At 62.4% G+C, this 25,093-nt stretch carries 22 protein-coding genes; 12 read left to right on the top strand and 10 right to left on the bottom strand.

Annotation, left to right across the window (positions count from 1 at the left end; all coding sequences use genetic code 11):
* Positions 1-2 precede the first annotated feature (2 nt).
* From KRX51_RS03875 to KRX51_RS03885, 3 genes are all read left to right on the top strand, one after another.
* Positions 3-287: a hypothetical protein gene (locus tag KRX51_RS03875; protein ID WP_218361619.1), complete on the top strand. Its 285-nt coding sequence runs from the start codon at positions 3-5 to the stop codon at positions 285-287.
* Positions 288-348: 61 nt separating this feature from the next.
* Positions 349-516: a DUF3117 domain-containing protein gene (locus tag KRX51_RS03880; protein WP_218361620.1), complete on the top strand. Its 168-nt coding sequence runs from the start codon at positions 349-351 to the stop codon at positions 514-516.
* Positions 517-698: 182 nt separating this feature from the next.
* Positions 699-1,571 carry a methyltransferase domain-containing protein gene (locus KRX51_RS03885; RefSeq protein ID WP_218361621.1) on the top strand — a complete coding sequence of 291 codons (873 nt, stop codon included), beginning with the start codon at positions 699-701 and terminating at the stop codon, positions 1,569-1,571.
* Between the two features lie 3 nt (positions 1,572-1,574).
* On the opposite strand, the gene glgA is transcribed toward KRX51_RS03885, so the two are convergent.
* On the bottom strand, positions 1,575-2,765 hold the full coding sequence (glgA, locus tag KRX51_RS03890) for a glycogen synthase (RefSeq protein ID WP_218361622.1): 1,191 nt from the start codon (positions 2,763-2,765) through the stop codon (positions 1,575-1,577).
* 164 nt (positions 2,766-2,929) lie between these two features.
* Between glgA and glgC the strand changes: the two genes are divergently transcribed.
* Positions 2,930-4,147, top strand: coding sequence for a glucose-1-phosphate adenylyltransferase (glgC, locus tag KRX51_RS03895; protein ID WP_218361623.1), 1,218 nt, complete (start codon positions 2,930-2,932; stop codon positions 4,145-4,147).
* Positions 4,148-4,266: 119 nt separating this feature from the next.
* On the opposite strand, the gene KRX51_RS03900 is transcribed toward glgC, so the two are convergent.
* Positions 4,267-4,923 carry an O-methyltransferase gene (locus KRX51_RS03900; protein WP_218361625.1) on the bottom strand — a complete coding sequence of 219 codons (657 nt, stop codon included), beginning with the start codon at positions 4,921-4,923 and terminating at the stop codon, positions 4,267-4,269.
* A 203-nt stretch (positions 4,924-5,126) separates the two neighbouring features.
* Here KRX51_RS03900 and sigE point away from each other — a divergent pair, with 203 nt between their 5' ends.
* From sigE to tatB, 4 genes are all read left to right on the top strand, one after another.
* Positions 5,127-5,741 carry an RNA polymerase sigma factor SigE gene (gene sigE, locus KRX51_RS03905; protein ID WP_218361626.1) on the top strand — a complete coding sequence of 205 codons (615 nt, stop codon included), beginning with the start codon at positions 5,127-5,129 and terminating at the stop codon, positions 5,739-5,741.
* A gap of 66 nt (positions 5,742-5,807) precedes the next feature.
* The gene (locus KRX51_RS03910) at positions 5,808-6,218 is read left to right on the top strand and encodes a zf-HC2 domain-containing protein (RefSeq protein ID WP_218361628.1); all 411 of its coding nucleotides are present in this window, start codon (positions 5,808-5,810) and stop codon (positions 6,216-6,218) included.
* The gene (locus tag KRX51_RS03915) at positions 6,215-7,705 is read left to right on the top strand and encodes a S1C family serine protease (RefSeq protein ID WP_218361629.1); all 1,491 of its coding nucleotides are present in this window, start codon (positions 6,215-6,217) and stop codon (positions 7,703-7,705) included. Before KRX51_RS03910 ends, KRX51_RS03915 begins: the two co-directional genes overlap by 4 nt.
* Before the next feature lie 49 nt (positions 7,706-7,754).
* Complete coding sequence (tatB, locus tag KRX51_RS03920; protein ID WP_218361630.1) at positions 7,755-8,324, top strand: Sec-independent protein translocase protein TatB; 570 nt, start codon at positions 7,755-7,757, stop codon at positions 8,322-8,324.
* 6 nt (positions 8,325-8,330) lie between these two features.
* Here tatB and KRX51_RS03925 read toward each other — a convergent pair whose 3' ends face one another.
* The 3 genes from KRX51_RS03925 to KRX51_RS03935 all read right to left on the bottom strand — a co-directional run bounded on the left by KRX51_RS03925 (position 8,331) and on the right by KRX51_RS03935 (position 11,427).
* Positions 8,331-9,479, bottom strand: coding sequence for an Mrp/NBP35 family ATP-binding protein (locus KRX51_RS03925; protein ID WP_218361631.1), 1,149 nt, complete (start codon positions 9,477-9,479; stop codon positions 8,331-8,333).
* A 98-nt stretch (positions 9,480-9,577) separates the two neighbouring features.
* On the bottom strand, positions 9,578-10,144 hold the full coding sequence (locus KRX51_RS03930) for a DUF1003 domain-containing protein (protein ID WP_218361632.1): 567 nt from the start codon (positions 10,142-10,144) through the stop codon (positions 9,578-9,580).
* Complete coding sequence (locus tag KRX51_RS03935) at positions 10,141-11,427, bottom strand: magnesium transporter MgtE N-terminal domain-containing protein (protein WP_218361633.1); 1,287 nt, start codon at positions 11,425-11,427, stop codon at positions 10,141-10,143. Before KRX51_RS03935 ends, KRX51_RS03930 begins: the two co-directional genes overlap by 4 nt.
* Positions 11,428-11,549: 122 nt before the next feature.
* Here KRX51_RS03935 and KRX51_RS03940 point away from each other — a divergent pair, with 122 nt between their 5' ends.
* Positions 11,550-12,026, top strand: coding sequence for a general stress protein (locus KRX51_RS03940; RefSeq protein ID WP_218361634.1), 477 nt, complete (start codon positions 11,550-11,552; stop codon positions 12,024-12,026).
* A 66-nt stretch (positions 12,027-12,092) separates the two neighbouring features.
* On the opposite strand, the gene KRX51_RS03945 is transcribed toward KRX51_RS03940, so the two are convergent.
* Positions 12,093-13,160, bottom strand: coding sequence for a magnesium and cobalt transport protein CorA (locus KRX51_RS03945; RefSeq protein ID WP_218361635.1), 1,068 nt, complete (start codon positions 13,158-13,160; stop codon positions 12,093-12,095).
* Here KRX51_RS03945 and KRX51_RS10275 point away from each other — a divergent pair.
* Both KRX51_RS10275 and KRX51_RS03955 read left to right on the top strand, forming a co-directional pair.
* Positions 13,159-13,863, top strand: coding sequence for a glycine betaine ABC transporter substrate-binding protein (locus tag KRX51_RS10275; RefSeq protein WP_218361638.1), 705 nt, complete (start codon positions 13,159-13,161; stop codon positions 13,861-13,863). The genes KRX51_RS03945 and KRX51_RS10275 overlap by 2 nt on opposite strands.
* Positions 13,864-13,915: 52 nt before the next feature.
* Positions 13,916-14,308: a metalloregulator ArsR/SmtB family transcription factor gene (locus KRX51_RS03955; RefSeq protein ID WP_218361639.1), complete on the top strand. Its 393-nt coding sequence runs from the start codon at positions 13,916-13,918 to the stop codon at positions 14,306-14,308.
* Positions 14,309-14,398: 90 nt separating this feature from the next.
* Here KRX51_RS03955 and KRX51_RS03960 read toward each other — a convergent pair whose 3' ends face one another.
* The 3 genes from KRX51_RS03960 to KRX51_RS03970 all read right to left on the bottom strand — a co-directional run bounded on the left by KRX51_RS03960 (position 14,399) and on the right by KRX51_RS03970 (position 23,193).
* Positions 14,399-18,145 (bottom strand): multifunctional oxoglutarate decarboxylase/oxoglutarate dehydrogenase thiamine pyrophosphate-binding subunit/dihydrolipoyllysine-residue succinyltransferase subunit, encoded by a 3,747-nt coding sequence (locus KRX51_RS03960; protein WP_218361640.1) that lies wholly within the window; start codon positions 18,143-18,145, stop codon positions 14,399-14,401.
* A 79-nt stretch (positions 18,146-18,224) separates the two neighbouring features.
* A complete protein-coding gene (locus KRX51_RS10280; RefSeq protein WP_304505739.1) occupies positions 18,225-22,235 on the bottom strand; it encodes an ABC transporter ATP-binding protein in 4,011 nt (1,336 codons plus the stop codon).
* Between the two features lie 61 nt (positions 22,236-22,296).
* Complete coding sequence (locus tag KRX51_RS03970; RefSeq protein WP_218361641.1) at positions 22,297-23,193, bottom strand: hypothetical protein; 897 nt, start codon at positions 23,191-23,193, stop codon at positions 22,297-22,299.
* A gap of 215 nt (positions 23,194-23,408) precedes the next feature.
* On the opposite strand from KRX51_RS03970, the gene KRX51_RS03975 reads away from it, so the two are divergent.
* The gene (locus KRX51_RS03975; protein WP_218361642.1) at positions 23,409-24,239 is read left to right on the top strand and encodes a hypothetical protein; all 831 of its coding nucleotides are present in this window, start codon (positions 23,409-23,411) and stop codon (positions 24,237-24,239) included.
* Between the two features lie 197 nt (positions 24,240-24,436).
* On the opposite strand, the gene KRX51_RS03980 is transcribed toward KRX51_RS03975, so the two are convergent.
* Positions 24,437-24,991 (bottom strand): hypothetical protein, encoded by a 555-nt coding sequence (locus KRX51_RS03980; RefSeq protein ID WP_218361643.1) that lies wholly within the window; start codon positions 24,989-24,991, stop codon positions 24,437-24,439.
* Positions 24,992-25,093 lie beyond the last annotated feature (102 nt).

Genomic DNA, 25,093 nt, shown 5'->3' on the forward strand with positions numbered 1-25,093 from the left:
CAATGGGAATGCAGCAGTGGATCGAGTCAGCGGTGTATATCCTGCTCATTCCCGCGACCTGGCTGTGCCTGTGGTTGCTGTTCAGCGCATTCGTACCAGGTGCCAATCAAGGCGCCAATAAGACAGATACGCGACATCAAGCCGCCGAAGAGACCAGCACAGCTGTGCACGTTTCCGACGTTTTGGCGCGTGTGGGGGTCAAAAATGATGATCGGCGGCCCCGTCGGCGTCGCCGTCGGCAAGCGCAGAAGGAACGAAGAGCCGACAGCGGCGTCGGAAAAGCATAGAATGGCACCTATGAGCCCACGCCGCTGACGGCTGGGTCAGGGAACAGTGAAGGAGTGTCATATGGCAGCGATGAAGCCGCGAACTGGAGACGGACCTCTGGAAGCCGTACAAGAGGGCAAGAAGATTGTCATGCGTGTACCGGCTGACGGCGGTGGCCGGCTGGTAGTCGAGCTCACCGCAGATGAGGCCGCTGAACTCGGCGCCGCACTGTCCGCAGTCGGTTCCTAAACAACGGGACCGACCCCCAAGGTGAAGCGCATTGCAGCGATCACCTTAATCGGCGGTTTCACCAAGCCATAGTGCCTGGTGAAACCGCCGATACATATGTGCCCGTAGCCGGGGACAGCACTGCGCGTAAGATGATATGAACTTTTCCGCACACCGCCCACCCCCATCGACGAGGAGGACCCGTGCTAGCCGACATCATTGATGTTCTTGCCGATCCCATTGACGGCACCCCGCTCACGCGCGGCGACGCAGACTGGGCAACCCTAAAGTCCGAATCCGGGCACTCCTACGATGTCGCCCGCCAGGGATACGTCACCCTGGCCGGGGGAGCGGGCCTGCGCTACACCGGTGATGACGCAAAAATGATCGCAGCCCGCGAGACCTTCCTCTCCGGCGGTCACTACGGCCCCTTCGTCGAAGCCGTCACCGGCAATGTCCAAGACGCCCTCGATGAGGCCGGTGTTGCCGATGAAGCCGAACCCGTCATCTGCGAAGTCGGCGCTGGTACCGGCTACTACCTGGCGCACACCCTCGACGGGGTGGCCCAATCCCGCGGGGTGGGTATCGACGTCTCCGTGCCGGCGGCCAAACGCCTGGCTGGCTGCCACCGGCGAGTCGGCGCCATCGTCGCCGATGCGTGGTCCCGGATGCCGCTGCGCGATAATTCCGTCGACGCCATCACCGTGGTTTTCGCCCCGCGCAATGCCGAGGAATTTGCCCGCGTGCTCAAGCCCGGTGGTCAGGTTGTGGTGCTCACCGCCGCCCAGGGCCACCTGGCAGAACTACGCGCCCCGCTGGGCATTATCGACGTAGAAAAAGGCAAGGTCGAGCGCATGATCGCCCAGGCCGAAGGCCACCTCACCCCAGTTGGGGAACCCGAAATGGTCGAATTTGAGATGACCCTGGCCCAGGACGCCATTGCCGCCCAGATCGGGATGAGCCCGTCGGCACGCCATATCCACCCCGACGTGCTCGCCGAGCGGATCGCGGCCCTGCCCGAGCAGATGACCGTGACCGCCCGGGCGCACATCACCCGCCTGGGCCTGGCCGACTAGCTACTACATCAGGCTGCGGTAGACGTTCACCGTCTCCTCGGCGATATTCTCCCAGCTGAAGGTCTCCACCGCGCGGGTGCGGCCTGCCTCGCCGAAGGCACGAGCGCGGTCACGGTCAGTGACCATCGCATTAACGGCCTCCGCGATACCGCGCTCAAAGCCCTCCGGGTCATTCTCGTCGTAGTGGACCAACGTGCCGGTCTCACCATCGACAACAACCTCAGGGATACCGCCGACATCGGAAGCAACCACGGCGGTGCCGCAGGCCATAGCCTCAAGGTTCACAATGCCCAACGGCTCATAAATCGACGGGCAGACAAAAGTATCGGCCGCAGTGAGAATCTCCTGCAGCTTCTCCTTTTCCAACATCTCCTTCACCCACACCACACCATCACGGCGGGCCTGCAGTTGCTGCACCAGCTGCTCAGTCTCCGCGGCGATCTCTGGGGTATCAGGGGCGCCGGCGCACAACACCAGCTGCACATCCTCATCGAACTGGGCGACAGCCTTGAGCAGGTGCGGAACACCCTTCTGACGGGTGATCCGCCCCACAAACGCAACAATCGGGCGGTTGGGGTCAACACCCAGGTCGTTGAGCACCGACCAGCCGTTGGCCTCCTGCGACTCCTCCCACGTTGGGCGCGGGGCCCACAGCTGGGTATCAATACCGTTGAGCACCACATGCACCCGGGACTCATCAATACGCGGGTAGGCGTCGAGAATGGCGCCCTTCATGCCCTGGGAGACCGCAATCACCGCATCGGCGTACTCCATGGTGTTCTTCTCCGACCAGGAGGAGACGTCATAGCCGCCGCCGAGCTGTTCCCGCTTCCACGGCCGGTGCGGCTCCAAGGAATGGGCGGTGGCCACATGGGGCACACCGCGCAGCAAACCAGTCAGGTGCCCGCCCAAACCCGAATACCAGGTGTGCGAATGCACCACGTCCACACCTTCTGTTGCTGATGCCATCCGCAGGCCCGTCGACAGGGTCTTGATTGCGGGGTTAGCGTCGGCAAGCTCAGGATCGACGCCGTGGACGTAGCAGTCCTGTTCATCGCGGGGCGCACCCATGCAGTGCACGTCGACGTGGACGTCATCGAGACCGCGCATAAAGCGGGTCAACTCAGTGACGTGCACACCGGCGCCGCCGTAGATTTCCGGTGGATATTCTCGGGTCATCATCGCAACGCGCATAACTCAAGCCTATCCCGGTTCGGCCACCAGCGCCCTGCTTTCGGCCGTGCTCGCCGCAGCATGAGGCAGCCCGCAGCGAGGCTCACCCACGTTGGGGAGTAACCAGGCCCACAGTGTCGCGCGATACCCAGCGCGTAGAACAAAACGCACGTAAGTTGGAGGACGTGAGGAGCAAACGACACGTCCTGTCCATCGTGCTTGCCGGCGGTGAAGGCAAGCGCCTATATCCGTTAACCGCAGACCGCGCCAAGCCCGCTGTTCCCTTCGGCGGCATGTACCGGCTTATCGACTTCGTGCTGTCGAACTTGGTCAACGCAGGTTTTGTGAAAATCTGTGTGCTGACCCAGTACAAGTCGCACTCGCTTGACCGGCATATTTCCCAGGCCTGGCAGCTATCCGGCGTCACTGGTCAGTACGTCACCCCAGTGCCCGCCCAGCAGCGACTGGGTAAGCGCTGGTTCACTGGCTCTGCTGATGCCATCCTGCAGTCCCTGAACCTGATTTATGACGAAGACCCCGAGTACGTCATTGTCTTCGGCGCTGACCACGTCTACCGGATGGACCCCGAGCAGATGCTCGACGCCCATGAGAAATCCGGTGCTGGTGTGACCGTGGCCGGTATTCGCGTCCCCCGCGAAGAAGCCACCGCATTCGGCTGCATCGACTCCGATAGTGATGACCGGATCACCCAGTTCCTAGAAAAGCCGGCCGACCCGCCCGGCTGCCCTGATGATGAAACCCAGACCTTCGCGTCGATGGGTAATTACATCTTCACCACCTCCACCCTCATCGAGGCGATCAAGGAAGACTCCGAAAATGAGGATTCCGATCACGATATGGGCGGCGACATCATCCCCATGCTCGTCGAACGCGGGGAAGCTTACGTCTACGACTTCAACGACAACCAGGTGCCCGGCGCTACCGAGCGCGATAAGGCCTACTGGCGGGATGTCGGTACCGTCGACGCCTTCTACGAGGCCCATATGGACCTCATCTCCGTGCACCCGGTGTTTAACCTGTACAACCGTCGCTGGCCGATCCACACCTACGGCGAAGCCATGCTGCCCCCGGCGAAATTCGTCCAGGGCGGTATCGCCCAGGCCTCCATGGTGGGTTCGGGCACAATTATTTCCGGCGGCACTGTGCGCAACTCGGTGCTCTCGTCCAATGTGATTGTCGAAGATGGCGCCACCGTTGAAGGCTCGGTGCTCTTCCCCGGCGTGCGCGTCGGCCGCGGCGCTGTGGTGCGCCACGCCATCCTCGATAAGAACGTGGTCGTCTCCGACGGTGAGATCGTCGGTGTGGACCATGAGCGCGACGCGGAACGCTTCCGCATTTCCGACGGCGGCGTGGTCACGGTGGGCAAGAACGAAGTTATCTAGCCACAACCCCCCCAGTCGCACAACAACCCGCAAGGCAGCTTCCTTGCGGGTTGTTCTATATCCGCCCCAGCGGGTCGCCGTCGGCCGCTGGTACAAGCCAGCCGCAGGCTGTGCGGCCGTTAGCGCTTGTGTAGCACCGTGGCGCCGCCACAAATATCCATCCGCGCCACCAACGCACCAGATGTCGCGCGCAGTTCTGCATCAGCATCCCGGGCAGCCGTGGTCACCCGGTCATGGCGGCTGTCATCGGCGATGGTGCCATCGAGCAGGCTGCCACCTAAAACCAGCACACCGCCTTTGCGCAGCAGCGGCCAGGCCAGGTCACGCACCGTCATCAGGTCGGCGGGGGCGACTTCTGCGTAGATCAGGTCATAGGAGTCAGTGGCTAGCCGGCCCATCACGTCGGTAGGCCGGGCCGGCAAGAAGCGGTGCTTCGCTGAGCCTGTGCGGTAGCCGTTGATGGCCTCTTTGGCGAGGCGCTGGTGTTCGGTATCGGGGTCGATGCAGCTGATATGGCCGTTTTCTGCCATGCCAGCTAGCAAGTGGATGCCGATCACCCCGGCTGCGGGGGCGGCGACGACGCAGTTGCCGCCACCGCCGGTGGACGAGGTGGCTAAAGCGGCGATGAGCTGCAGGGCTTCCCCGTCGGCGGGGGAGGGCACAGGCAGGCTCAGTTCGGCGGCGGCGTCGCGGGCGGCAGCGAGGGCCTCATCGTCGGCGGTGGTGGCCGAGATATGTGCGCGGATGGCTTCGCGAGGGGATGCTGAGTTCGTCACGGGCCACACTTTACGGCCATTGCGCCTGCGTGCGGCGGTAACGCGCCGGTGTGACCAGGTGGAGGTGCTTTTATGTGGCGTGCGCGTTATTCTTCTATCACTTCACTACTGGCATCTTTAGCCCAAAAAAGTTAACCTGATTCACAGAGTTTATTTAGGGCGCAATATACTGGTGCCTATCTCGACGAGGAATAGTAGGCGACATGACTGATGACGCCGGACGACAGCTGTCACTGCGGGGCACCGCAGCATTCGACGCTGGCCAAGCCGATATGCCTACCTGGGCTGAGCTGGTAGAACAGCATGCCGACGGGGTCTATCGCCTTGCCTTTCGGCTGACCGGTAACCAGCATGACGCCGAGGACCTCACCCAGGAAACCTTCATGCGCGTGTTCCGCTCGTTGAAGTCCTACCGCCCAGGCACCTTCGAAGGCTGGCTGCACCGCATCACCACGAACCTATTCCTGGATATGGTCCGCCACCGCAGCACCATCCGGATGGAAGCGCTGCCGGAGAACTACGACCGGGTACCCGGCACCACCCCCACCCCGGAACAGGCCTGGCATGACGCCAACCTTGACCCGGATCTGGACGCCGCCCTGGCAGCGTTGCGACCCGAATACCGCGCCGCTGTGGTGCTGTGTGACGTGGTCGGCCTGACCTACGAGGAAATCTCAGAAACCCTGGGCGTGAAGATGGGCACGGTGCGCTCCCGCATCCACCGCGCCCGTACCGAACTGCGCGATCACCTCAAGCGCGCCGAGGCCGAACGCGAAGCAGCGCAGCAGGACCAGGCCAGCCACGCCCACGTGCAGTAGGCGGTTGCGGGCTGTGCTCATGCAGTGGTGCCGCAAATAAGGCTATCGTCGTAGGCAAGTAGCACGATGACAGTCGGCCATAGGGAGGTGACGGTGTCCGCCCCGCAGAAGAAACGACGAAGCCCCGAGTTCTCTTCCACCGATCACTTGGGGGTACAAGCAGTCGCCTCTTTTGTCGACGGTGAATTACCGCCTGTGGCCCACCGCCGCGCCACCGCGCACCTTCTTGCCTGCAGTGAGTGCCGCCACGAAGTCGCCCGGCAGCGCCAAGCCGCCCGCCGTCTGCGCGATAGCGGCAATATCCACATCCCCGCTGAACTGCGCTCCCGGCTGGCGAGTTTCACCGAAGGCGAAATCTCGCCTAATGGTCCCGATGCCAGCCACCTTGACCGCCGCACCCCGAAATCTGTGACCGCGGCACTGGAATTGACGCTGCGCCAGCTTCGGAATGCCCGGATGTGGGGGCCTCGTCCATGACCAGCCCCCAGGATCGGGCCTTCGCGCGGCCCGATGGCGTCTCCGGCGGCGCCGACCCGGCTTTCCGCAATGCCCCCGATTATGAACAGCGCATCGGAGCCCAGCTGCACCAGCCGGATGCGCAGACCGCGGCGAGGTTTTCTGCCCCTGCCGACGCTGAGGCCGCCGACGGTTTGCAGCTACCGCCCGAGCAGGGCGATTTTTTCGGCCACCCCAATGCAGCCACCCGTGCTGCCATTACGGGCCAGGTGCGTGCCGACGATGGCGCAGCACACGCCAGCTATAACCCTTTCGCTACTGACCAGACCCTGATGCGGCCCGGCGATACCGCCATTGCCGCACCCCAGCAGCAACAAGACGAGGCCACCCCGGTCGTGCCGGTGCCTCGGGTAACCGGTAGGGAAGTGGTTTTTGGTGCGCCCATTGCCTGGCGCATTATTGCCCTCGGCGCTGCGGTGACGCTTGCGATCGCTGGTGTGGGTGGCTACCTCGGCGGCCGCCTGGGCGGTTGGGACCGCAGCCAGGGGGACAAAGTCCAGTTGGTGCAGGAACCAGGCCGCGGCGGGGACACGCTCATTGGGCAGGTCGCCGACCGGGTACAGCCCGCGGTGGCCGCTATTCGTGTTGGTAACCCGGCAGTGCCGGAGCAGGGTGGTTCCGGCTCTGGTTTTGTCATCGACGATCTGGGCCACATCCTGACGAATAACCACGTCATTTCGATGGCGGCGCAAAACCCGGAGGTGGAGATCCAGGTCCAATTCCAATCTTCCGGCAATTCCCAACTTGTGCCTGCCCGCATCGTCGGCCGAGATACCGAAACGGACCTGGCGGTCATCAAGGTTGATGATGTTGCCGGGCTGAGTGTGGCGGCCTTGGGTGACTCCGATGCGGTGCGCGTCGGCGATGAGGTCATCGCCATGGGCTCCCCACTGGGGTTGAACCGAACCGTCACCTCCGGCATTATTTCCGCGCTACACCGCCCAGTGCGGCTGGTCGGGGAGGGTAGCGATACCGACGGCGCCGCCGACGCGATCCAGACTGACGCTTCCATCAACCCCGGCAATTCCGGTGGCCCCCTGGTCGATTCGCGGGGCGCGGTGATCGGCATCAACACGATGATCCTGTCGACCTCTGGTGGCTCCCAGGGCATCGGTTTCGCCATCCCCATCAATAGCGCGATCGACGTCGCCCGCCAGATCATCGGCGGCACTGAGGTGCTGCACCCCAGCATCGGGGTGACCGCCGCGACTGCGGGCAACGGCGCCCTGGTGGGGGCCCGGGTGGCTACGGTGCTGCCTGATAGTCCCGCTGCTGCCGCAGGTGTGCGCGAGGGGGATGTGATTATTGGTCTCGGTGACCGCGATATCACCAGCGCGGATGAACTACAGGTGGCGGTGTGGAGCAATGGTTCGGATAACCCCACCACGGTGCGGCTGCTGCGCGATGGTGCGGAGATGGACCTCGAAATCACCCCAATTGCAGGCTAGGGCGCACTCAGCACGCGAGACTTCGCGGCGGCGACTAAGGTAGGACAGCGTGTTTTCAAATGTCGGCTGGGGAGAAATCCTATTCATCCTTGTGCTCGGGCTGATCCTGATCGGCCCCGAGCGGTTGCCGCAGGTAGTACAGGATGCCCGGGCAATGATCTTCGCCGCCCGACGCGCCATTGAGGATGCTAAAAACACCCTCAATAACGAATTCGGCGAGGACTTCGACGAATTCCGCGAGCCGCTGTCCGAACTTAGCCAGTTGCGGCGACTCAACCCGCGCACCGCCATCACCCGCACCCTTTTCGACGGCGATGACACTTACCTCGACATGCTCAACGGCCAGCCCGCTGTCGGCGGCGGCGCGACCGCAGCCCAACCGCGCACCACCGGGCAGTCCCGGCAGGCCAAAGCCAATGCGGCCCGCCGCGCCCAGGTGCAGCGCGCCCAGCAGGCCAATACCAGCCAGTACCAGGCGCCTGCGGCGGCACCCTCGCCCACGCCTGCCCATACCGAGGTCGATACCTCCACCAGCACCCCGGCAGCAGAAAACCCCCAGCCACAGGCTGAGGGCAATGCTGCGGGGTCGTCAAAGTGGGATGACGACGATATTTTGTAGGCCGGCCTAGCCCATCAGGTTATCGCCCTTCTGGGCAACACCGAGGTTCAAGGACTTACCAGCTAAGGACTCGCGACGAATCTGCAGCTTCCCCGCGATCTCATTAAGCGCCTTACCCGCCGGCGAGTCCGGGTTCTCAATAGCAATGGGAGTGCCGGTATCACCGCACTCACGCAGCTGCACATCCAGCGGCACCTGGCCCAATAGCGGCACCTCCGCGCCGGTAAGGCGGGTCAGTCGCTTGGACACGGCCTCGCCGCCGCCCTCACCGAAGACCTCCATGCGGGAGCCATCGGGCATCTCCATCCAGCTCATATTCTCAATCACACCGAAGATGCGCTGGCGGGTCTGCAGCGAAATCGTGCCCGCCCGCTCGGCGACCTCAGCGGCAGCCTGCTGCGGGGTGGTGACAATCAACAGTTCGGCATTCGGCACCAGCTGGGCCACCGAGATAGCGATATCGCCAGTACCCGGGGGCAGGTCGAATAGCAGCACATCCAGATCACCCCAGAACACATCCACCAGGAACTGCTGGATGGCGCGGTGCAACATCGGGCCACGCCACACCACCGGCGCATTGTCATCAATGAAGTGACCGATGGAAATCAGCGACACCCCATGCGACTGCGGCGGCATGATCATGTCGTCAACCTGGTGCGGCTTCTCCGTCGAACCCATCATGTGCGGCACAGAATGGCCGTAGACGTCGGCATCGAGCACGCCGACGGCAAGGCCCTTCTTCGCCAGGGCGGCGGCCAGGTTCACGGTGACCGAGGACTTGCCGACGCCACCCTTACCGGAGGCGACCGCGAATACTCGGGTGGTGGAATCGGCCTGCGCGAATGGCACCACCGGCTCCGCGGAGCCGCGCACGGCCTCCCGGAACTGACGGCGCTGTTCGTCATTCATCACATCGGTGGTGACCGTGGTCTGACCCACCCCGTCGATACCTTTAAGGGCTTCGTCAGTGCGCTCGATAAGAGTGGATTTCATCGGGCAGCCGGCGATGGTCAGATAAATCTCGACGGCAATATCGTCGGAATCCGAGATCGTGATCGACTTGACCATGCCGATCTCTGTGATCGGGCGGCGGACCTCGGGATCCTCGACAGCTGCGAGGGCAGTGCGGACCTGTGCTTCGGTAATTGTGGACATCGCGCTCAATCCTAGACCGAAGATGGAAAAGCCCCCAGAACAGTGCAGCCTTAGTGATTACCCCAAGGCCCTACCAGCACCGAAACCGCCAGCATGAGTCAGCGGCGATCATCAGGTTCCGGGCCGCGCTCGTCGGCCTCATATAGACGCGCCTCAATGCGGTCCAAGACACGGGTGAGGTCCTCCAACTCGCGGCGTAAATAATCACGAGTAACAGACTCACCCACCTGGGCGCGCACACCAGCGATCTCTCGAGCAAGGAACTCTGTATCGGCCTTGGTATTGGCAGCCCGGCGTCGATCCTCAGCAATAGCGGCGCGGTCCCGGTCCTCCTGGCGGTTCTGCGCCAACAAAATCAACGGCGCCGCATAGGCAGCCTGGGTGGAGAACATCAAGTTCAGCAGGATGAACGGGTAGGGGTCCCAGTTCCACTTCATGCCGCCAATATTCAAGGCAATCCAGACCAGCACAACAGCTGTCTGGTACGCCAAATACTTACCGGTGCCCAAAAACCGGGCTACCGCCTCAGCGCCTTCGGCGAACCGGTCACCATCGAAGGTGAAAAAGCTACGCCGACGCTGGGTGACGGGGGTGCCCAGATCGATCCGCCCGGAGTGTTCGCGGCGTTCATCACGGCTCTGGCTGCGCTCCTCGCGACGGCTCATTGAGTGTTCCCTTCCGTATCGGGGCGCAGATCCTGTTCGCGCCAATCCTCCGGCAGCATGTGATCCAGCAGGTCATCGACGCTCAAGGCGCCCAGCAGGTGGCCTTGGTCATCAATGACGGGCCCACTGACCAGGTTGTAGGTGGCGAAGTAGCGCGCCGCAGTGTCGTAGTGGTCCTCCGGGTACAGCGGCGGCAAATCCGGGTCCAGAATGCCGCCGATCTGGGTCGACGGGGGCTCACGCAACAACTTCTGCAAATGCACCGAACCCAAAAAATGCCCAGTGGGGGTGGCCGTCGGCGGGCGCACCACAAACACCAGGGAGGCCAGCGACGTCGGCAACTCGGGGTCGCGGGCACGAGCCAGGGCCTCGGCGACAGTATCGGTGGGCTGCATGATGAGCGGGTCGGATGTCATCAAACCGCCCACGGAATCCGCATCGAACGTCATCAGGCGCCGCACCGCCTTCGACTCCTCTGGGGCCATCAACTCAAGCAGCACGTCGGCGCGATCGTCGTCAAGCTCATGGAGCAAGTCGGCGGCATCATCAGGATCCATTTCCTCAAGGATGTCGGCGGCACGCTCAATGGTCATATCGTCAATGACCTCGGCCTGGTCATCGTCGGGAAGCTCCTGGATGATGTCAGCCAGCAGCTCATCATCAAGAGCATTAGCCACGCGACGCCGCCGCGCAGTCGACAGCTCACTCATCCGATTCGCGATATCGGCCGGGTGCATCTCATGGAACTCGGCGATGAGCTCAGAATCAGAATCAAGCGACACATCATCAACACCGACGCCGTGGACGTGCTGCCACGGAGTGACATTGACATCGCGGCGGCCACGGAAACCCTTCTTCGGGCCCAACACCGCAGCACGTGAGACCACCCAGTCCCGGGTGCGGGTGCGCTCAATCTCCAGGTCCGTGATCTCCTGCGGGGTGCCGTGCAGGCCATCCAACTCCGGGTCATCAACCTGCACCTGCGTGCCGACGATATCGCCAATAACGGTCTTCTCACCGGCACGGGGCTTGAACTGGCGCAGGGAAACCTGGCCAGAAGTCAGCAAAATCTCCTGCGGCTCGAACGCGGCCACCCGCAACATCGGCATGAAAACCTGGCGTTTATCGGTCATCTGCACCAGCAAACCAAGTGCGCGGGAAGGCACCCCATGAGGTCGCAAACGCACAACAATATCGCGGACGCGCCCAATGGAATCCCCATCGGGATTGCGCACTGGCATACCAGTGATCCTGCCGACGTACACACGCGAAATTGATGCCATGCCAGGCAGTTTATCGGCGTTACCGTACGGCAAGAAAACGCTAGCGACAGCGCCGGAACAAAACGCACGCGGGAAGCGTTTTTCTTATAAGAACCCACCGCAGTCGCAAGGAGTTATCCGCCATGGCCGCGCAATCCACATACCCCATGCCCACCCCGCCCGAAGGCTGGCCCGTGGGTAGCTTCGCCAGCTACGAAAAAGCGCAGCAAGCCGTCGATATGCTCTCTGACCTCGACGAATTCCCGGTCAGCGACCTCACCATCGTCGGCGTGGACCTCATGCAGGTCGAACGCGTCGTCGGGCGGCTGACCTGGGGCAAAGTCCTCGGCGGCGGTGCGCTCTACGGAGTGTGGATGGGCCTGTTCTTCGGCCTGCTGCTCGGCCTATTCCAAGAAGACTGGCTCACCCCGCTGCTCGTGGGCGTAGGAATCGGTGCCATTTTCGGCCTGGTGGCTGCGGCCGTGCCCTATGCCATGCAGAACGGCAAACGTGATTTCGCCTCCACCACCCAGATCGTTGCCGGCCGCTACGACGTGTTGTGCGCCCCGCGTAATGCAGAACGCGCCCGTGACGTGCTCGCACAGAAAAATATCCGCTAGCACCACCAGGCAGCCGGCCGGCCAGGTGGCCAGGCGGCCAGTGAGCTAGCCGGCCAGGGCTGGTGGCTACAACCACTTATTGCGGCGCAATAACCAGACCAAGAACACAACGGTCACACCCATCACCGAAAGTACCGCGTAGTAGCCGTAATGCCACTCCAGCTCCGGCATATAAACAAAGTTCATGCCGTAGATACCAGCCAGCGCCGTCGGTACCGCAAGCACCGCAGCATAGGCCGAGATGGTGCGCATATCGGTGTTCTGCTGCAGGGACACCTTCACCGCGGCGGCATCGATCAGCGAGGTCAGTCGCTCATCGAAACCCCGGATCATGTCTGCGGCGACGAGCTGATGGTCAAGGACGTCACCAAGATAGCGGCGCACCACCTTCGGCATCAGCGGGGCTTTGAGGGTAAGCACCAATTTCAGGGCAGCAGTGAGCGGATCAATGGCGTGGCGCATCTCGAGGGTCTCTCGTTTGAGCACGTAGATATCCTCAATATCGCCGAAACCGCCGGGCTCGAAAACCTGGTCTTCCATATCCTCGACCACGCCCTCCAGCTGGTGCGCAATGACGAGGTAGTTATCCACCAGCATGTCGGTCAGTGCCCACAACACACCGGCCGGTCCCGGCTTGAGCAGATCCGCATCCGCATTGACCCGGCGCTGCAGGCGCTTCATATCCTCCTTGGAGGAACCGTGGCGGATGGTGATGATGTAGTCCTTGCCCAGCACCATGAGCATCTGCCCGGTGCGGATCTTTTCGTTCTCATCATCAGACAGTCCCTCGGGGGAGTAGTGCACCGACCGCAGCACATAGACGATGTGGTCATCGTGAATCTCCACCTTGGGGCGCTGCCGCTGAGTAAGCGCGTCCTCTACGGTCAGTTCGTCAAGACCGTAGGTTTCCGCGATGCTATCCATAGCGGCCTCATTGGGCCGGGAAAGCGATAGCCAGGCGAAACCCTCACCAGTTTCGCGGACATGGGCGAGTGCCGTGCGGTGGTCCCATTCGCCGGATAACCGCTGGCCATCGACGTAGACTGCGCAGTCACGGGTGGCCTCTTGAACCGGGATCGGGCGTGGCTGGTTATCCACGTTCATCTCCTGCAGGGTAGCCTGACGTTCGAACATGGAAATCCTACGTCATCGCCGCAACTGCACCACCGCCGCCGTCATCGCTATCCTCAGCGCCACCGGGGCCCTGTCGGCATGCGCCGCCCAGGAACCAGCACCAACCCAGCCGCAATCGCAGCGCGACCCAGTAGTAGTCGCCACCGGAGACAGCCCCGAACAACAAGTCCTGGCCGAGGTCTACGCCCAAGCCTTCGCCCGCACCCACCGCGAAGGGATCATCGCCCAACCCATCGCCGCTGCGGAACGCCTCAACGCGGTGCGCACCGGCGCCGCCACCGTCTCCTTTGGGTGCACCGGGGAGTTACTCGCACAACTCAACCCACAGCGCGCTGCGCAACTGCACCAGCGCTACGCCGCCGACGATGACCCCGGCAAGGAACTCTCCGCGAAATGGCGCGACGAGGTCTACGCCGAATTTTCCCAGTCCCTGCCGGGCGATGTGATGGCCACCGACCCGTCGAATGCGCTTGCCTGCAATTGGCTACCTAAGGCGCAGCGGGAGTACCTGCCGCAGCACCTGGTGCCGTTCTACGCCAAGCCCGCACTGGACCGCAGGGACCGGGTGCAGGTGCTCAACCGGGTAGCCGGCTCGATCTCCACGGTGGAAGTCAGCCAGCTCGATAGGCGCGTCCAGTCCGGTGCCGATCCTGCCGAGGTGGCCGAACAATGGCTCACTACCAGCAGATTCAGCACAGGTTAGGTCAGCTTTGGTGCTATCGGGGGCGGCGAAAACCCCGTGCTAACCTTGCCTCATGCAGGAGCAACGCTTTCCCTTCGCTGGAAATGACGAGAACATCCACGAGGATTCATTGAACCCGGATTCGCCCTATATCGATATAGCGGTCGAGGTGTTCTCTATGCTCGCCGATACCACGCGGGTGCGTATCGTGCTGGCGTTGCGGGAGGGGGAATTGCCCGTCGGAGAGCTCGCTGCGCGGGTCGATAAGACCCCCACGTCGGTATCGCAGCACCTAGCGAAGCTGCGCATGGCCCGGATGGTCTCAACCCGCCAGGAAGGCACCCGGGTGTTCTACTCCCTGCAGGATGAGCACGCCGCGAACCTGGTGATCCAGGCCATTTGTCAGGCCGAACACGCAGTTGAGGGCGACCACCCGCCGCACCAGCGCCCCAAGATCACGCACTAACCACCCAGTTCGCCCCGCAGACAACAACGAGAAGGCGCCCACACCAAATGGTGTGGGCGCCTTCGCTTAGCCGCTAGGCATCAGCCGACATTATTTAAAAGCGGCCTCAAGCAGCGCCTTTTCTTCCATATTGTGCACCTTGCCCACACCGGTGGCGGTGGAGGACTGGGCACGACGGGAAACGCGCTTGACCTTCGGCATATCCGGCAGCAGCTCGGGCAGCTGCAAGGCCAGGAACGGCCACGGGCCCTGGTTGGCCGGCTCGTCCTGCACCCAACGGATATCTTCGGCATTCGGGTAGGACTGGTAGACCTGGCGAATCCGGTTGTACGGCACCGGGTGCAGCATCTCCAGGCGCACGATGGCGACATCGTCGTGGCCTTCTTCGGCGCGCTTCTTAGCAAGGTCGTAGTAGATCTTGCCGGAGCAGAACAGCAGCTTGGTGACCTTCTCACGGTCCGCCTCGCCGGCGACATAACGCGGGTCATCCAGCACGGACTCGAACTTGGTCTTCTTCACGAAGCCATCAATCGGGGAGACGGCGGCCTTATTGCGCAGCATGGACTTCGGGGTGAAGACCACCAGCGGGCGGTGCAACTCCGATAGTGCGTGGCGACGCAGCAGGTGGAAGTAGTTCGCCGGGTCCGAGGGCTGGGCGACGGTGAACGAACCCTCAGCGCACAGCTGCAGGAAACGCTCGATACGCGCCGAGGAGTGGTCCGGGCCCTGGCCTTCGTAGCCGTGCGGCAGCAGCAGCACCAGCTTGGAGGTCTGGCCCCACTTGGCCTCACCGGAGGAGACGTACTGGTCAATGATGGTCTGGGCGCCGTTGGCGAAGTCGCCGAACTGTGCCTCCCACAGCACCACAGCGTCGGGATTGCCCAGGGAGTAGCCGTACTCGAAGCCCATACCGGCAAACTCAGTCAACGACGAGTTGTAGGTCAGGAAACGGCCACCATTGCCCTGGTCCTGGGCGTAAACATCCAGCGGGGTGTACTCGCCGGCGGTGTCGCGGTCCACCAGCACTGCGTGGCGCTGGGTGAAGGTACCGCGGCGGGAATCCTCACCGGCAAGGCGGATCAGGCGGCCTTCGCCGGCCAGCGAACCAAGAGCGAACAGCTCAGCTGCTGCCCAGTCGATATCGCCTTCCTTGACCATCTTGGCGCGCTTCTTCGCCACCGGCGCGATGCGCTTATGGGTGGTGAAGCCCTCCGGGGTGTTGACGAAGTACTGACCCATCTCAACCAGGGTCGGCTTGTCAATGGAGGTATCCAGGCCATGCGGCAGCGGCTGCGAGGCGGCGATACCGGTCTGGTCGCCGGGGCCGGCGGACTCAGAGGCACGCACCTCGTTGAATACCGACTCCATCTGATCGTGGAAGTCGCGTCGGGCTGCTTCGGCTTCTTCCTTCGACAGGTCACCACGACCAATGAGGTCCTCGGTGTACTGGGCGCGCACCGATTCCTTGTCGTCGATGATGTTGTACATCAACGGCTGGGTGATCGACGGGTCATCGGCCTCATTGTGGCCGCGACGGCGGTAGCACACGAGGTCAATGAAGACGTCCTTGTGGAAGCGGTTGCGGTACTCCACGGCCAGCTGGGCAACCCACACCACAGCTTCGGGGTCATCGCCGTTGACGTGGAAGACCGGGCAGCCGTAGGCCTTAGCCAGGTCGGTGGAGTAGTAGGAGGAACGACCGTTATAGGGGGCGGTGGTGAAGCCAATCTGGTTATTGACCACGATGTGGATGGTGCCGCCGACCTTATAGCCGCGCAGGTCCATCAGGTTCAGGGTTTCCTGCACCACACCCAGGCCAGCGAATGCGGCGTCGCCGTGCAGCAGCATCGGCATCACGGTGTAGCCGTCCTCGCCCTTATTGAGGGTGTCCTGCTTGGCGCGGGCCAGGCCCTCAACCACAGGGTTCACCGCCTCAAGGTGCGAGGGGTTGGCGGTGAGCGTGACGTCGATTTCGCCGTCGCCGAACATCTGGATGTGCTCACCGGTAGTGCCCAGGTGGTACTTCACGTCACCGGAGCCGCCGGCCTGCGCCGGGTCCATATTGCCTTCGAACTCGGTGAAGATCTGCGACATCGGCTTGCCGACGATATTGGCCAGCACGTTGAGGCGACCACGGTGCGGCATACCGATGACAACCTCGTCGAGGCCAGCACCAGCGGCAGTGTCAATGGCCGCATCCATCATCGGGATCAGGCCCTCGGCGCCTTCCAAGGAGAAGCGCTTCTGGCCGACGTACTTGGTCTGCAGGAAGTTCTCGAAGGCCTCAGCGGCATTGAGCTTCTGCAGGATGTACTTCTGCTCGGCGTTGGTGGGCTTGGGCTGGCCACCTTCGATGCGGTCCTGCAGCCACTCGCGCTCATCGGCGTCGAGGATGTGCATGTACTCGGTGCCGACCTTCAGGCAGTAGGCATTGCGCAGGCGGCCGAGCACCTCACGCAGAGTCATGGACTCCTTGCCGCCGAAACCACCGACGTTGAAGGTGCGGTCGTAGTCCCACAGGGACAGCCCGTGGGTCGCGATATCGAGGTCGCGGTGGTCGGGCATGGTGCCCATGGCGTTGAAGTGCAGCGGGTCGATATCGGCAAGCAGGTGACCGCGCATGCGGTAGGCCTCAATGAGGCGCATGACGCGGGTGTTCTTGTCGATGCCGGTATTGGGCACATCCTGGGCCCAGCGCACCGGGGTGTAGGGCACACCCATGGAGTAGAAGATGTGATCCCAGAAGTGGTCGTCGATAAGCATCTGCGACATGGTGCGCAGGAACTCACCGGACTCCGCACCCTGAATGATGCGGTGGTCGTAGGTGGAGGTGATAGTCACCAGCTTGCCGACGCCCAGTTCTGCCAGGCGGTCAGCGGACGCACCGGAGAACTCGGCCGGGTAGTCCATCGAACCCACACCAATAATGGCGCCCTGGCCGCCGGTCAGGCGCGGCACCGAGTGGCGGGTGCCGATACCACCGGGGTTGGTCAGCGAGATGGTCACACCGGAGAAGTCCTTGCCGGTGAGCTTGCCATTGCGGGCACGGTTGATGATGTCGTTATAGGCCTCGAGGAACTCGGCGAAAGACATCTTTTCGCACTCGCGGATGGCGGCGACCACCAGCGCGCGGGAGCCGTCCTTGGCCGGCATATCAATAGCCAGGCCCAGGTTGATGTGCTCCGGGGTGACAATGGTCGGTTTGCCGTCCTTGACCTCGTAGCGGTTATTCATGTCCGGGTGGAGCATGACCGCCTTGACCATGGCGTAGCCAATGATGTGGGTGAAGGAGATCTTGCCGCCACGGGAACGAGCCAGCTGGTCGTTAATCAGGGCGCGGTTTTCGAACATCAGCCGGGCCGGCATATCCCGCACCGAGGTGGCGGTGGGGATCTCCAGGGAGGCTTCCATATTCTTCGCAATCGCCTTCGCGATGCCCTTGAGCTGGGTTTCGCTGGCCTCCGGTGCCGCTACGTTGGCAGCCTTCTCCATCGGCGACTGCTTAGCCTTCGGCGACGGGGTCTTATGCGGTGACTTCGTCGGCTCCGGGCCGCGGGAGGGACGACGCGCGGTGTCGCGCTCTTCCTCCTCGGTGGCTGCGGCGCGCTTAGCCATCGGCGCCGACTTTTTCGAAGTAGTAGCCTTCTTCGGCTTCTGCTTGGCAGTGGTGTTCGGAGCATCGGACGCCGCCGGTGCAGATGTAGCTTCAGCCCCAGAGGAATTCTTGCTGAAGTACTCCCGCCACTCCTCATCTACGGACTGGGGGTCCTCCTTGTACTGCTGGAACATCTCGTCCACCAGCCATTCGTTCTGACCAAAGCTCATGTCAGTGCTCACGGCAGATGCTCGCCTCATTTCCTGGGTTTATGGTGCGTTCGCCGGTTACGCCGCCGTGGTTGCGCGCGTCCTATCAAGATTAACTGTGTTCTTGATCCGCTTCCACGGCGGTCCTGTGGCCATGGTACGTCTTCCACAATCGGGCGTAGGCGCCGCCAGCGCTTAACAGCGTTTCGTGACTGCCCTGTTCCTGGATACAACCATTTTTTAGGACAATAATTCTATCCGCCCGGGCAGCAGTAGCCAGCCGGTGAGCGACGATAACTGCTGTTCTTCGCTGCGCCGCGCGGTTCGTTGCCGCCAAGATCGCTTGTTCGGTAGCCGGGTCAAGAGTCGCCGTCGCCTCGTCGAGAAGCAACAACTTCGGTTGCGCCATCTCCGCCCGGGCAAGGGCAATTAATTGACGCTGGCCGCTACTCAAACCGCGCCCGCGCTCACCCACAGGATGGCGGAAACCACCGGGCATAGCGGCGATGGTGGATAGCGCACCGACGCGTCGGGCCGCCTCAGTGATATCGGCCTCAGTGGCGGCACTATCCGGATAAGCAATATTCGACGCGATAGTGCCAGAGAATAAATGCGCCTCCTGGGGCACATACCCCAGGCATTGCCGCCACTGCTGCAACGGAAACTCGCGCAGATCCACACCAGAAGCCAAAACGGCGCCACTGGTGGGGTCGTGGAATCGAGCTAAGAGCTTCACGACGGTGGACTTGCCAGCACCGGTGGCGCCAACCAGGGCGACCGTTTCCCCCGGGGCGATCTGCAAGTCAAAACCACTAATCACATTCTTGTCGTGGTCACTATCAGTGCTTGCGGTGCCGGTTTCGTCAAAGGAGCGAGTGGCGTAGGCGAACTGAGCGTCGGCAAGCTCCAGCTCACCGGTGGCAGCCTCAGCGGCACCACTACGAGTGCCGTGGTCAGGCACGGAGGTATCAGTAGCCAGCAGCGCCTCAATCCGGTCCAGACCAACTTTGGCCTGCTGATAATTATCGAAAACCTGAGAAAGCTGCTGGATCGGGCTGAACATCATGCCGAGGTACAAGGTGAAGGACACCAACACACCCGCGGATGTTTCACCAGTGGCGACAAGCCCGGCACCAATCCACAACACCGCCGCAGTGGTGATATCAGCAATGAGGTTAATGACGGGGAAGAACGTCGCCACCGCCACCTGGGCGCGGGCGCGCAGCTGCAGATACCGCATGGAACCGGCGGCGAAATTGTGCTGAACAATATCGACGCGGTGGAACATCTGGGAGCTACGCAGGCCCGCAATAGCTTCCTGGAAATCAGCATTAACAGTGGAAACCTGCTCCCGGGCGCGACTGTAAAGCCGTGAAGAAACCCGCCGGAAAATGACCGTGGCCACCACGATGGCCGGCAGCGCCAATAACGCAATGCCAGAAAGACCGACATCGACAATGATCAGCATGGCGACCACACCGGCCAGCGTAAAAATCGCTGTCGCGCCCAGTGCCACACCTATCTGCAAAAAGCTGGACAACGCATCGATATCGGTGGTCATCCGCGTCATGATGCGGCCAGCGCGCTGCGATTCGAAATAATTCAACGCCAGCGAATGCACATGGCGGAAAGACCGGACACGCAGCACGAATAGCAGCCGCTCACCGGTACGCGAAGTCAAGACGCCAGTAATAGTCGCCGCAATCCACGAAATAGCCACAATGCCCAGGCCAGCCAGGGAAGCCTGCCAGATGACGCTGGTATTGCCCGCCGTGACGCCCTTATCGACCACGGCGCCAACAAGCAGCGGGAAGGCAAGATCGGCTGCTGCTGCGATAAGAAGCAAACCGATCACAGCGGCGATGAGCCCAGGCACCCGGCGGAGCAAATCCACCAGCCGGAAAGGAGTGCCGGGGGAGGGGTCGATGGCCTCAATATTGGGTTGCTCAGTGGCCTCAGGCAGCCGCCGGATGCGCTCCATGAGCTGCGGGGTCATTGGGGTGGCCGCCATTGCGGTGCTCATGCCGCCAAGTCCGGCCACACCGGAGCCGCCACCGCCTGGGCCACCCCGGCCCGCACCTGGTCGTTGGCGCACACTTGAGGGGACAATGCTGCGTGCCTGCGGGGCGGTCAGAGGGGAGGGCACGTCGGCAGGCCGCCCAAGATCGTCGGTGCCGCATAGCGATGCTGCGGTGACGATCCCAGCCGAGGGCGGGATACCAGCAAGACCAGCCGCATCAGGCGGGGCAGGGGCGGGCCACAGGGTGTCCCAGTCCGGTTCGGCAGCATCGGGGGCATCGACGGTCACGCCGGGTTCGCGCCGTTGCGGCCCGGAGGTCTTAGCCGATGCGGGCAGCCCCGTATCGGCGGTGCTGATATCCATCAGGTCGGCAAAAGCCGTGTCGGTGGCCAGCAGCTCGGCGGGGGTGCCGTAGCCAATGGCGACGCCCCCATCGAGGACCAGCACAGTGTCGGCGCGGTCGACGGTGGAGGAGCGGTGGGCGATGATGACGGTGGTGATATCGCCATAGCGCTGCCCGAGGGCGTCGAAAATGCGGGCTTCGGTATCAGCGTCGATGGCGGAGGTGGCGTCGTCAAGCACCAACACTTTCGGGCGGGACAGCAAGGCGCGTGCCAGTGCGATGCGCTGGCGTTGCCCGCCGGAAAGAGTGTGGCCACGTTCACCGATGAGGGTGTCCCAGCCCTGAGGTAATTCGTCGAGGAAGGTGACTTGGGCGTCTTCGGCGGCTTGGCGGATGGCGGCGTCGTCGGCGGTGGAGCAGCCCATGGCGATGTTGTCGCGCACACTGCCTGAGGCCAGGAAGGGCTCATCGGGCACGACGGTGACGGCTCTGCGCACATCGTCGCCGGCGGCCTCGCGCAGGTCGACGCTGGCGGTAGCGCCGCTGAAGCGGATTGACCCGCTATCGGCGAGGTAGAACCTGCCGAGAAGTTCAGTCAGCACGGTTTTACCGGAGGCGGGCGGGCCGACCACGGCGATGGTGCTGCCGGCGGGCACCTCGGCACTGACGTCGCTGAGCAGAGTGCGGCCGTTGCGTTGGTGGGTGACGTGGTCGAGGACGATGCCTAGCGGGCCGCCGGGCAGCGGATGTGGTTCTTCGGGGTCGTTGTGGTCCGGGCCGGTATCGATGATTTCCTGGACGCGTTCAACAGAGGCGCTGACCAGCTGCACCGAGATGACCATATTGGACACCAGGCGGGCTAGGGCGGTGAGCGTGGACAGGTAGGTCGCGAAGGCAACGAAAGTGCCGATGGTGATGGTGCCCCGCAGCGCGAGCCAACCGCCGAGTGCCAGATTGGCGACCAGTGAGATTTGCGGCAGGGATTGCAGGGCCGGCTGGAAACGCGCGGAGAGTTTCGCCGCCCGCATGCGCAGTGCGTACAGGCGTCGGGCTAGTTGTTCGAGGACGGTGACTTCGCGTTGTTCTTGGGCGAAGGCTTTGACGACGCGGACGCCGGTGACGGTTTCTTCGACATGGGTGGCAACTTCAGCGGCTTGTTGCTGGGCGGTCCAGGTGGCCGCGTGGAGGGCCCCGCGGGAGCGGGCGATGATGAACAGCAAGATGGGGACAACGGAAAGCCCGACGATTGTCAGCGGTACCGACAGGTAGAGCATGACCCCCAGGGTGAGCACGATTTTTGCGGCTGCGCCTAAGGTCAGCGGCAGGATCGCGAGCACGCCTTGGATGGCTTGTAGGTCTGAGATGGACCGGGAAACGACTTGGCCGGTGCGGACTCTGTCTTGGGCGGGGCCGTCGAGGCGCTGGAGGGCTGCCAGGACTGCGGTGCGTAGGTCGTGTTGGACTACGAGGGAGAGCAGGCCTGAGTTATAGCGCCGGATGCCTTGTACGACTGCGCGGAAGATCGCCAGGCCCACCAAGGCGATGATGACTGCGTTGATGGGGGAGAACTCTGGGAGCCAACTGGCGAATTGGCCGCCGTCGCCCTGGCCGGTGGCGACGTCGATGGCGTCGCGGGTCAGCAGCGGCAGGATGGTTTCGATGATGATGACGGTGGTGGTGCAGGCAATCACCGTCGCGAGAATCCGGGGATGATGCAGACAGCGCCGCCACAGCAAGGCCATCGGTTTCTCGGAACTCATAGAAACCATCGTAGGCCGGGGCTGGGGCGACGCTGAAGTGCTTTGTGACGCTAGTCGCGTTCTACTTCTTTTCCTCGTCACCGAGGTTCTGGGCAACGAACTCCTGGGCGTCGGCCTTGACCTCGTCGAGGATCGGTGGGGTCGGATCATCCTGGTTTTCGGCCTTCTTGACGTCTTCGCTGGAGACGGAGAGGTCTGCGTCGAAGTCGGTGGGCACCGGGCCGAGGGAGGAGTGGGCGCGTTCGATGTGCTTCCGGCCGAGGCTGCGGTTGGCGGTGGCGCCGAGTACGGCACCAATGCCCAGCGGAGCCAGCTTGCCGAGCATAGACATGCGCACCTTCTTGAACAGGCGCTTCTGGGCCATGCCGATGAGGCGCTGGTTAATGCCACCAAGCTGGGGCACACCGAGGCGGGTGAGCATATTAGCGGCGGAGTTCTTAGCCTGGTGTTGGCGCAGGGAGCCTTCACCGATGGTGGCGGCGACCAGGGCGGAACCGGAGGAGCCCAGGAGGGTGACCAGGATCAGTGATTTGCGTCGTTCTTCATCGGTGATGTCGATGCCGCGTAGGCGTGCGGAGGCCAGGGTGTGCCAGGCAGCGATGTCGAGGAAGACCAGGGACTCAATAGCGATGGCGCCGAGGCCGGTGATGAAACCAATGCCGGGGACCAGGGCAGCCGAGCCTGCTGCGCCGCCGGTGCCGGTGACGATGGTGAGGAACTGTGAGTCGATTCGTTTCTGAATCTGCTCAGGGGTCTCATCGGGGTGGCTGGCGCGCAGTTGACGCACGTAGCTGGCGATGAAGTCGGTCTGCCAGCTCACTGCCGTGTCGAGGCTATGGATGAGGATACGGCCGGAGATACCGGCTTCGCGCTCGATGGCCGTGGGGTCGGAGGACACCGAGTCGGTGATCTCGCCAGAAGTCTTTTTGTCCTTGTTCTTCTCGAATAGTCCGAACATGGGTCTCCTTAGATTTATTGCCGCGGGGTGTCGCGGCTGTTGAACGTCAAGATTGTAAACCAAGTTCACTGGATAGTGCGCTTGGCGTTTGCGAGCACTGATATTCAAAACCTAGCTACCATGGCGGCTGGGCCGGAAAGGGCTAGCTGTGCGCGACTGTGTGTATGGCGGTGCTTTGCCGGTGTATAGCCAACGAGGGAAGGGGTACCTAGCCCATGATCTTCTTTGAGCGGATCGCCGCGGGGTTGGATGCCGAGGGCATCGAAAGCCGCGTTAATGACGACACTTTGTTCGTTCCGATTACCGAGGACTTGGAAGTCCAGTTCGTCACCATCGACGAGCAGCTTCCAGCCGCTGAGGTCTACGTCGCTGCTGCCGATGTGGATTCCGATGATGATGAATTTGAGGCAACGCTGGTTGCGGTGGTTTTCTCCACCGAGGATGCGATTGCCCAGGTCAACCACCATGTAGCTACCGACCGGATGGTCGCGTTGCTCGATGAACTCTTGGATGGCGATGATGATCGTCTAGAAAACCTCGATTTCGAACAGGACCCGGAAGAAGCAACGCTTCTGGTTGCCCGTGTGGGTGAAGCGTCCCTAGTTGAGGTCATTGCCACTACGGAAGACAATGCGGCTGTTGCCCACGTTCGCTTCATTGCCCAGGACGTCAACCTGGACAATATTGTGGACCAGGCCATTGAGGAATTCTGGGACTCCGAAGCAGAGATGGTGCTTACCGACGATGACCGTCGGGCGATGTTCGACGAGCTCTACGCCGATGTGCAAAACCTGCGCAACGAAGTGCTCAACCTCGGCTCCTTCACTGACTTCGACCTCCTCTTTGATGCCTTGGCTCTTGTTGTTGACCGTGCTGAGCAATGGGAAGACCAGCTCGTGCCGGTCGACGACGGGTGTATCGAATACGCCTACGCCCCGTTGTTCGATGACGACGACGATGACGACTGGGACGACGACTACGACGACAACGACGAAGACGATAACGACGATGATGATGACGCTGCGGAAAAGGACTCCGACAACTAAACCATCATGATCCGTTCCCTCGCTTAGGCTGCGCCCCGGTTCCACCAGGACCCGGGGCTCTCCCATACCCGGGGCAGGGGAGTTACCGGTGTGTGCGGGCGAGTATTGCTCGGCCGGTTTACTACTCCTCGTCCTGATCCTGGTCGAGTATTGCGATTATAGGGACTACGACGTTGGAAACGATGAGGTGCAGGCATTTATGCGGCCTTTCCTGGGTTGTCGAATAACTCGGCAGGGCTGGTGAGCACATGCCCGGAGCGTGTGCTGATCCAACTGAACCGGTAGTCACCAGTTTCTGGGCGAGCCCCGCAATCGTGGATATTTATCGCAGCCCGTGCAGGATGCATCGCCTCGGCAATAGCGCGCGCTCGCCACTGTGCTGCACCAGGGCCGGCTGCCAGGTCGATGGCTCGGCGCCGGATAGTGATGGTCAGCTCGCAGAGATAAATGGGCTCGCCGTCGAAGATGAAATAGTCCGGATCACGCTTGGCTAGTTGTCGAACAAGGACACGTGGTAAGCGAACTCGTCTGGTCTTCATTCGCGCGAAGATGCCGCTAGCGTCGGGAAGCTCAATCTCGTGAGTCATGGCGCCGCGAGAGCCACGTGCGGCAGTAGGGTGTCTGAGGAAGGTGCCGGTTAAGCGCAGGTCATCGCCGATTGTTGTGCGGTAAAGCGCAGCGAGCTCAGCGGTGGTGGTAATAGCTGGGGCAGTGTTATTGGTGGGCGAAGGCAGATCTACTGTGTTGCTCATGGCTGTCACACTAAGCCCGGAGTGGACACGAAGATTCGCCACAACGTTCGAATGTCGAATCTATGTTCGAACGGGTTGGTGAGGGGCCTGTTTTTCACTCAC

The organism is Corynebacterium sp. TAE3-ERU12, from assembly GCF_019209905.1.
Lineage (GTDB): Bacteria > Actinomycetota > Actinomycetes > Mycobacteriales > Mycobacteriaceae > Corynebacterium.

Coding starts and splice junctions, on each gene's coding strand:
- KRX51_RS10275 (WP_218361638.1), top strand. CDS start 13,159: ATGGAAATCCTACGTCATCGCCGCAACTGCACCACCGCCGCCGTCATC.
- KRX51_RS03925 (WP_218361631.1), bottom strand. CDS start 9,479: ATGTCCACAATTACCGAAGCACAGGTCCGCACTGCCCTCGCAGCTGTC.
- KRX51_RS03940 (WP_218361634.1), top strand. CDS start 11,550: ATGGCCGCGCAATCCACATACCCCATGCCCACCCCGCCCGAAGGCTGG.
- KRX51_RS03915 (WP_218361629.1), top strand. CDS start 6,215: ATGACCAGCCCCCAGGATCGGGCCTTCGCGCGGCCCGATGGCGTCTCC.
- KRX51_RS10280 (WP_304505739.1), bottom strand. CDS start 22,235: ATGAGTTCCGAGAAACCGATGGCCTTGCTGTGGCGGCGCTGTCTGCAT.
- KRX51_RS03880 (WP_218361620.1), top strand. CDS start 349: ATGGCAGCGATGAAGCCGCGAACTGGAGACGGACCTCTGGAAGCCGTA.
- KRX51_RS03930 (WP_218361632.1), bottom strand. CDS start 10,144: ATGAGCCGTCGCGAGGAGCGCAGCCAGAGCCGTGATGAACGCCGCGAA.
- KRX51_RS03980 (WP_218361643.1), bottom strand. CDS start 24,991: ATGAGCAACACAGTAGATCTGCCTTCGCCCACCAATAACACTGCCCCA.
- KRX51_RS03935 (WP_218361633.1), bottom strand. CDS start 11,427: ATGGCATCAATTTCGCGTGTGTACGTCGGCAGGATCACTGGTATGCCA.
- KRX51_RS03910 (WP_218361628.1), top strand. CDS start 5,808: ATGACAGTCGGCCATAGGGAGGTGACGGTGTCCGCCCCGCAGAAGAAA.
- glgA (WP_218361622.1), bottom strand. CDS start 2,765: ATGCGCGTTGCGATGATGACCCGAGAATATCCACCGGAAATCTACGGC.
- KRX51_RS03955 (WP_218361639.1), top strand. CDS start 13,916: ATGCAGGAGCAACGCTTTCCCTTCGCTGGAAATGACGAGAACATCCAC.
- KRX51_RS03970 (WP_218361641.1), bottom strand. CDS start 23,193: ATGTTCGGACTATTCGAGAAGAACAAGGACAAAAAGACTTCTGGCGAG.
- sigE (WP_218361626.1), top strand. CDS start 5,127: ATGACTGATGACGCCGGACGACAGCTGTCACTGCGGGGCACCGCAGCA.
- KRX51_RS03975 (WP_218361642.1), top strand. CDS start 23,409: ATGATCTTCTTTGAGCGGATCGCCGCGGGGTTGGATGCCGAGGGCATC.
- KRX51_RS03945 (WP_218361635.1), bottom strand. CDS start 13,160: ATGTTCGAACGTCAGGCTACCCTGCAGGAGATGAACGTGGATAACCAG.
- KRX51_RS03875 (WP_218361619.1), top strand. CDS start 3: ATGGGAATGCAGCAGTGGATCGAGTCAGCGGTGTATATCCTGCTCATT.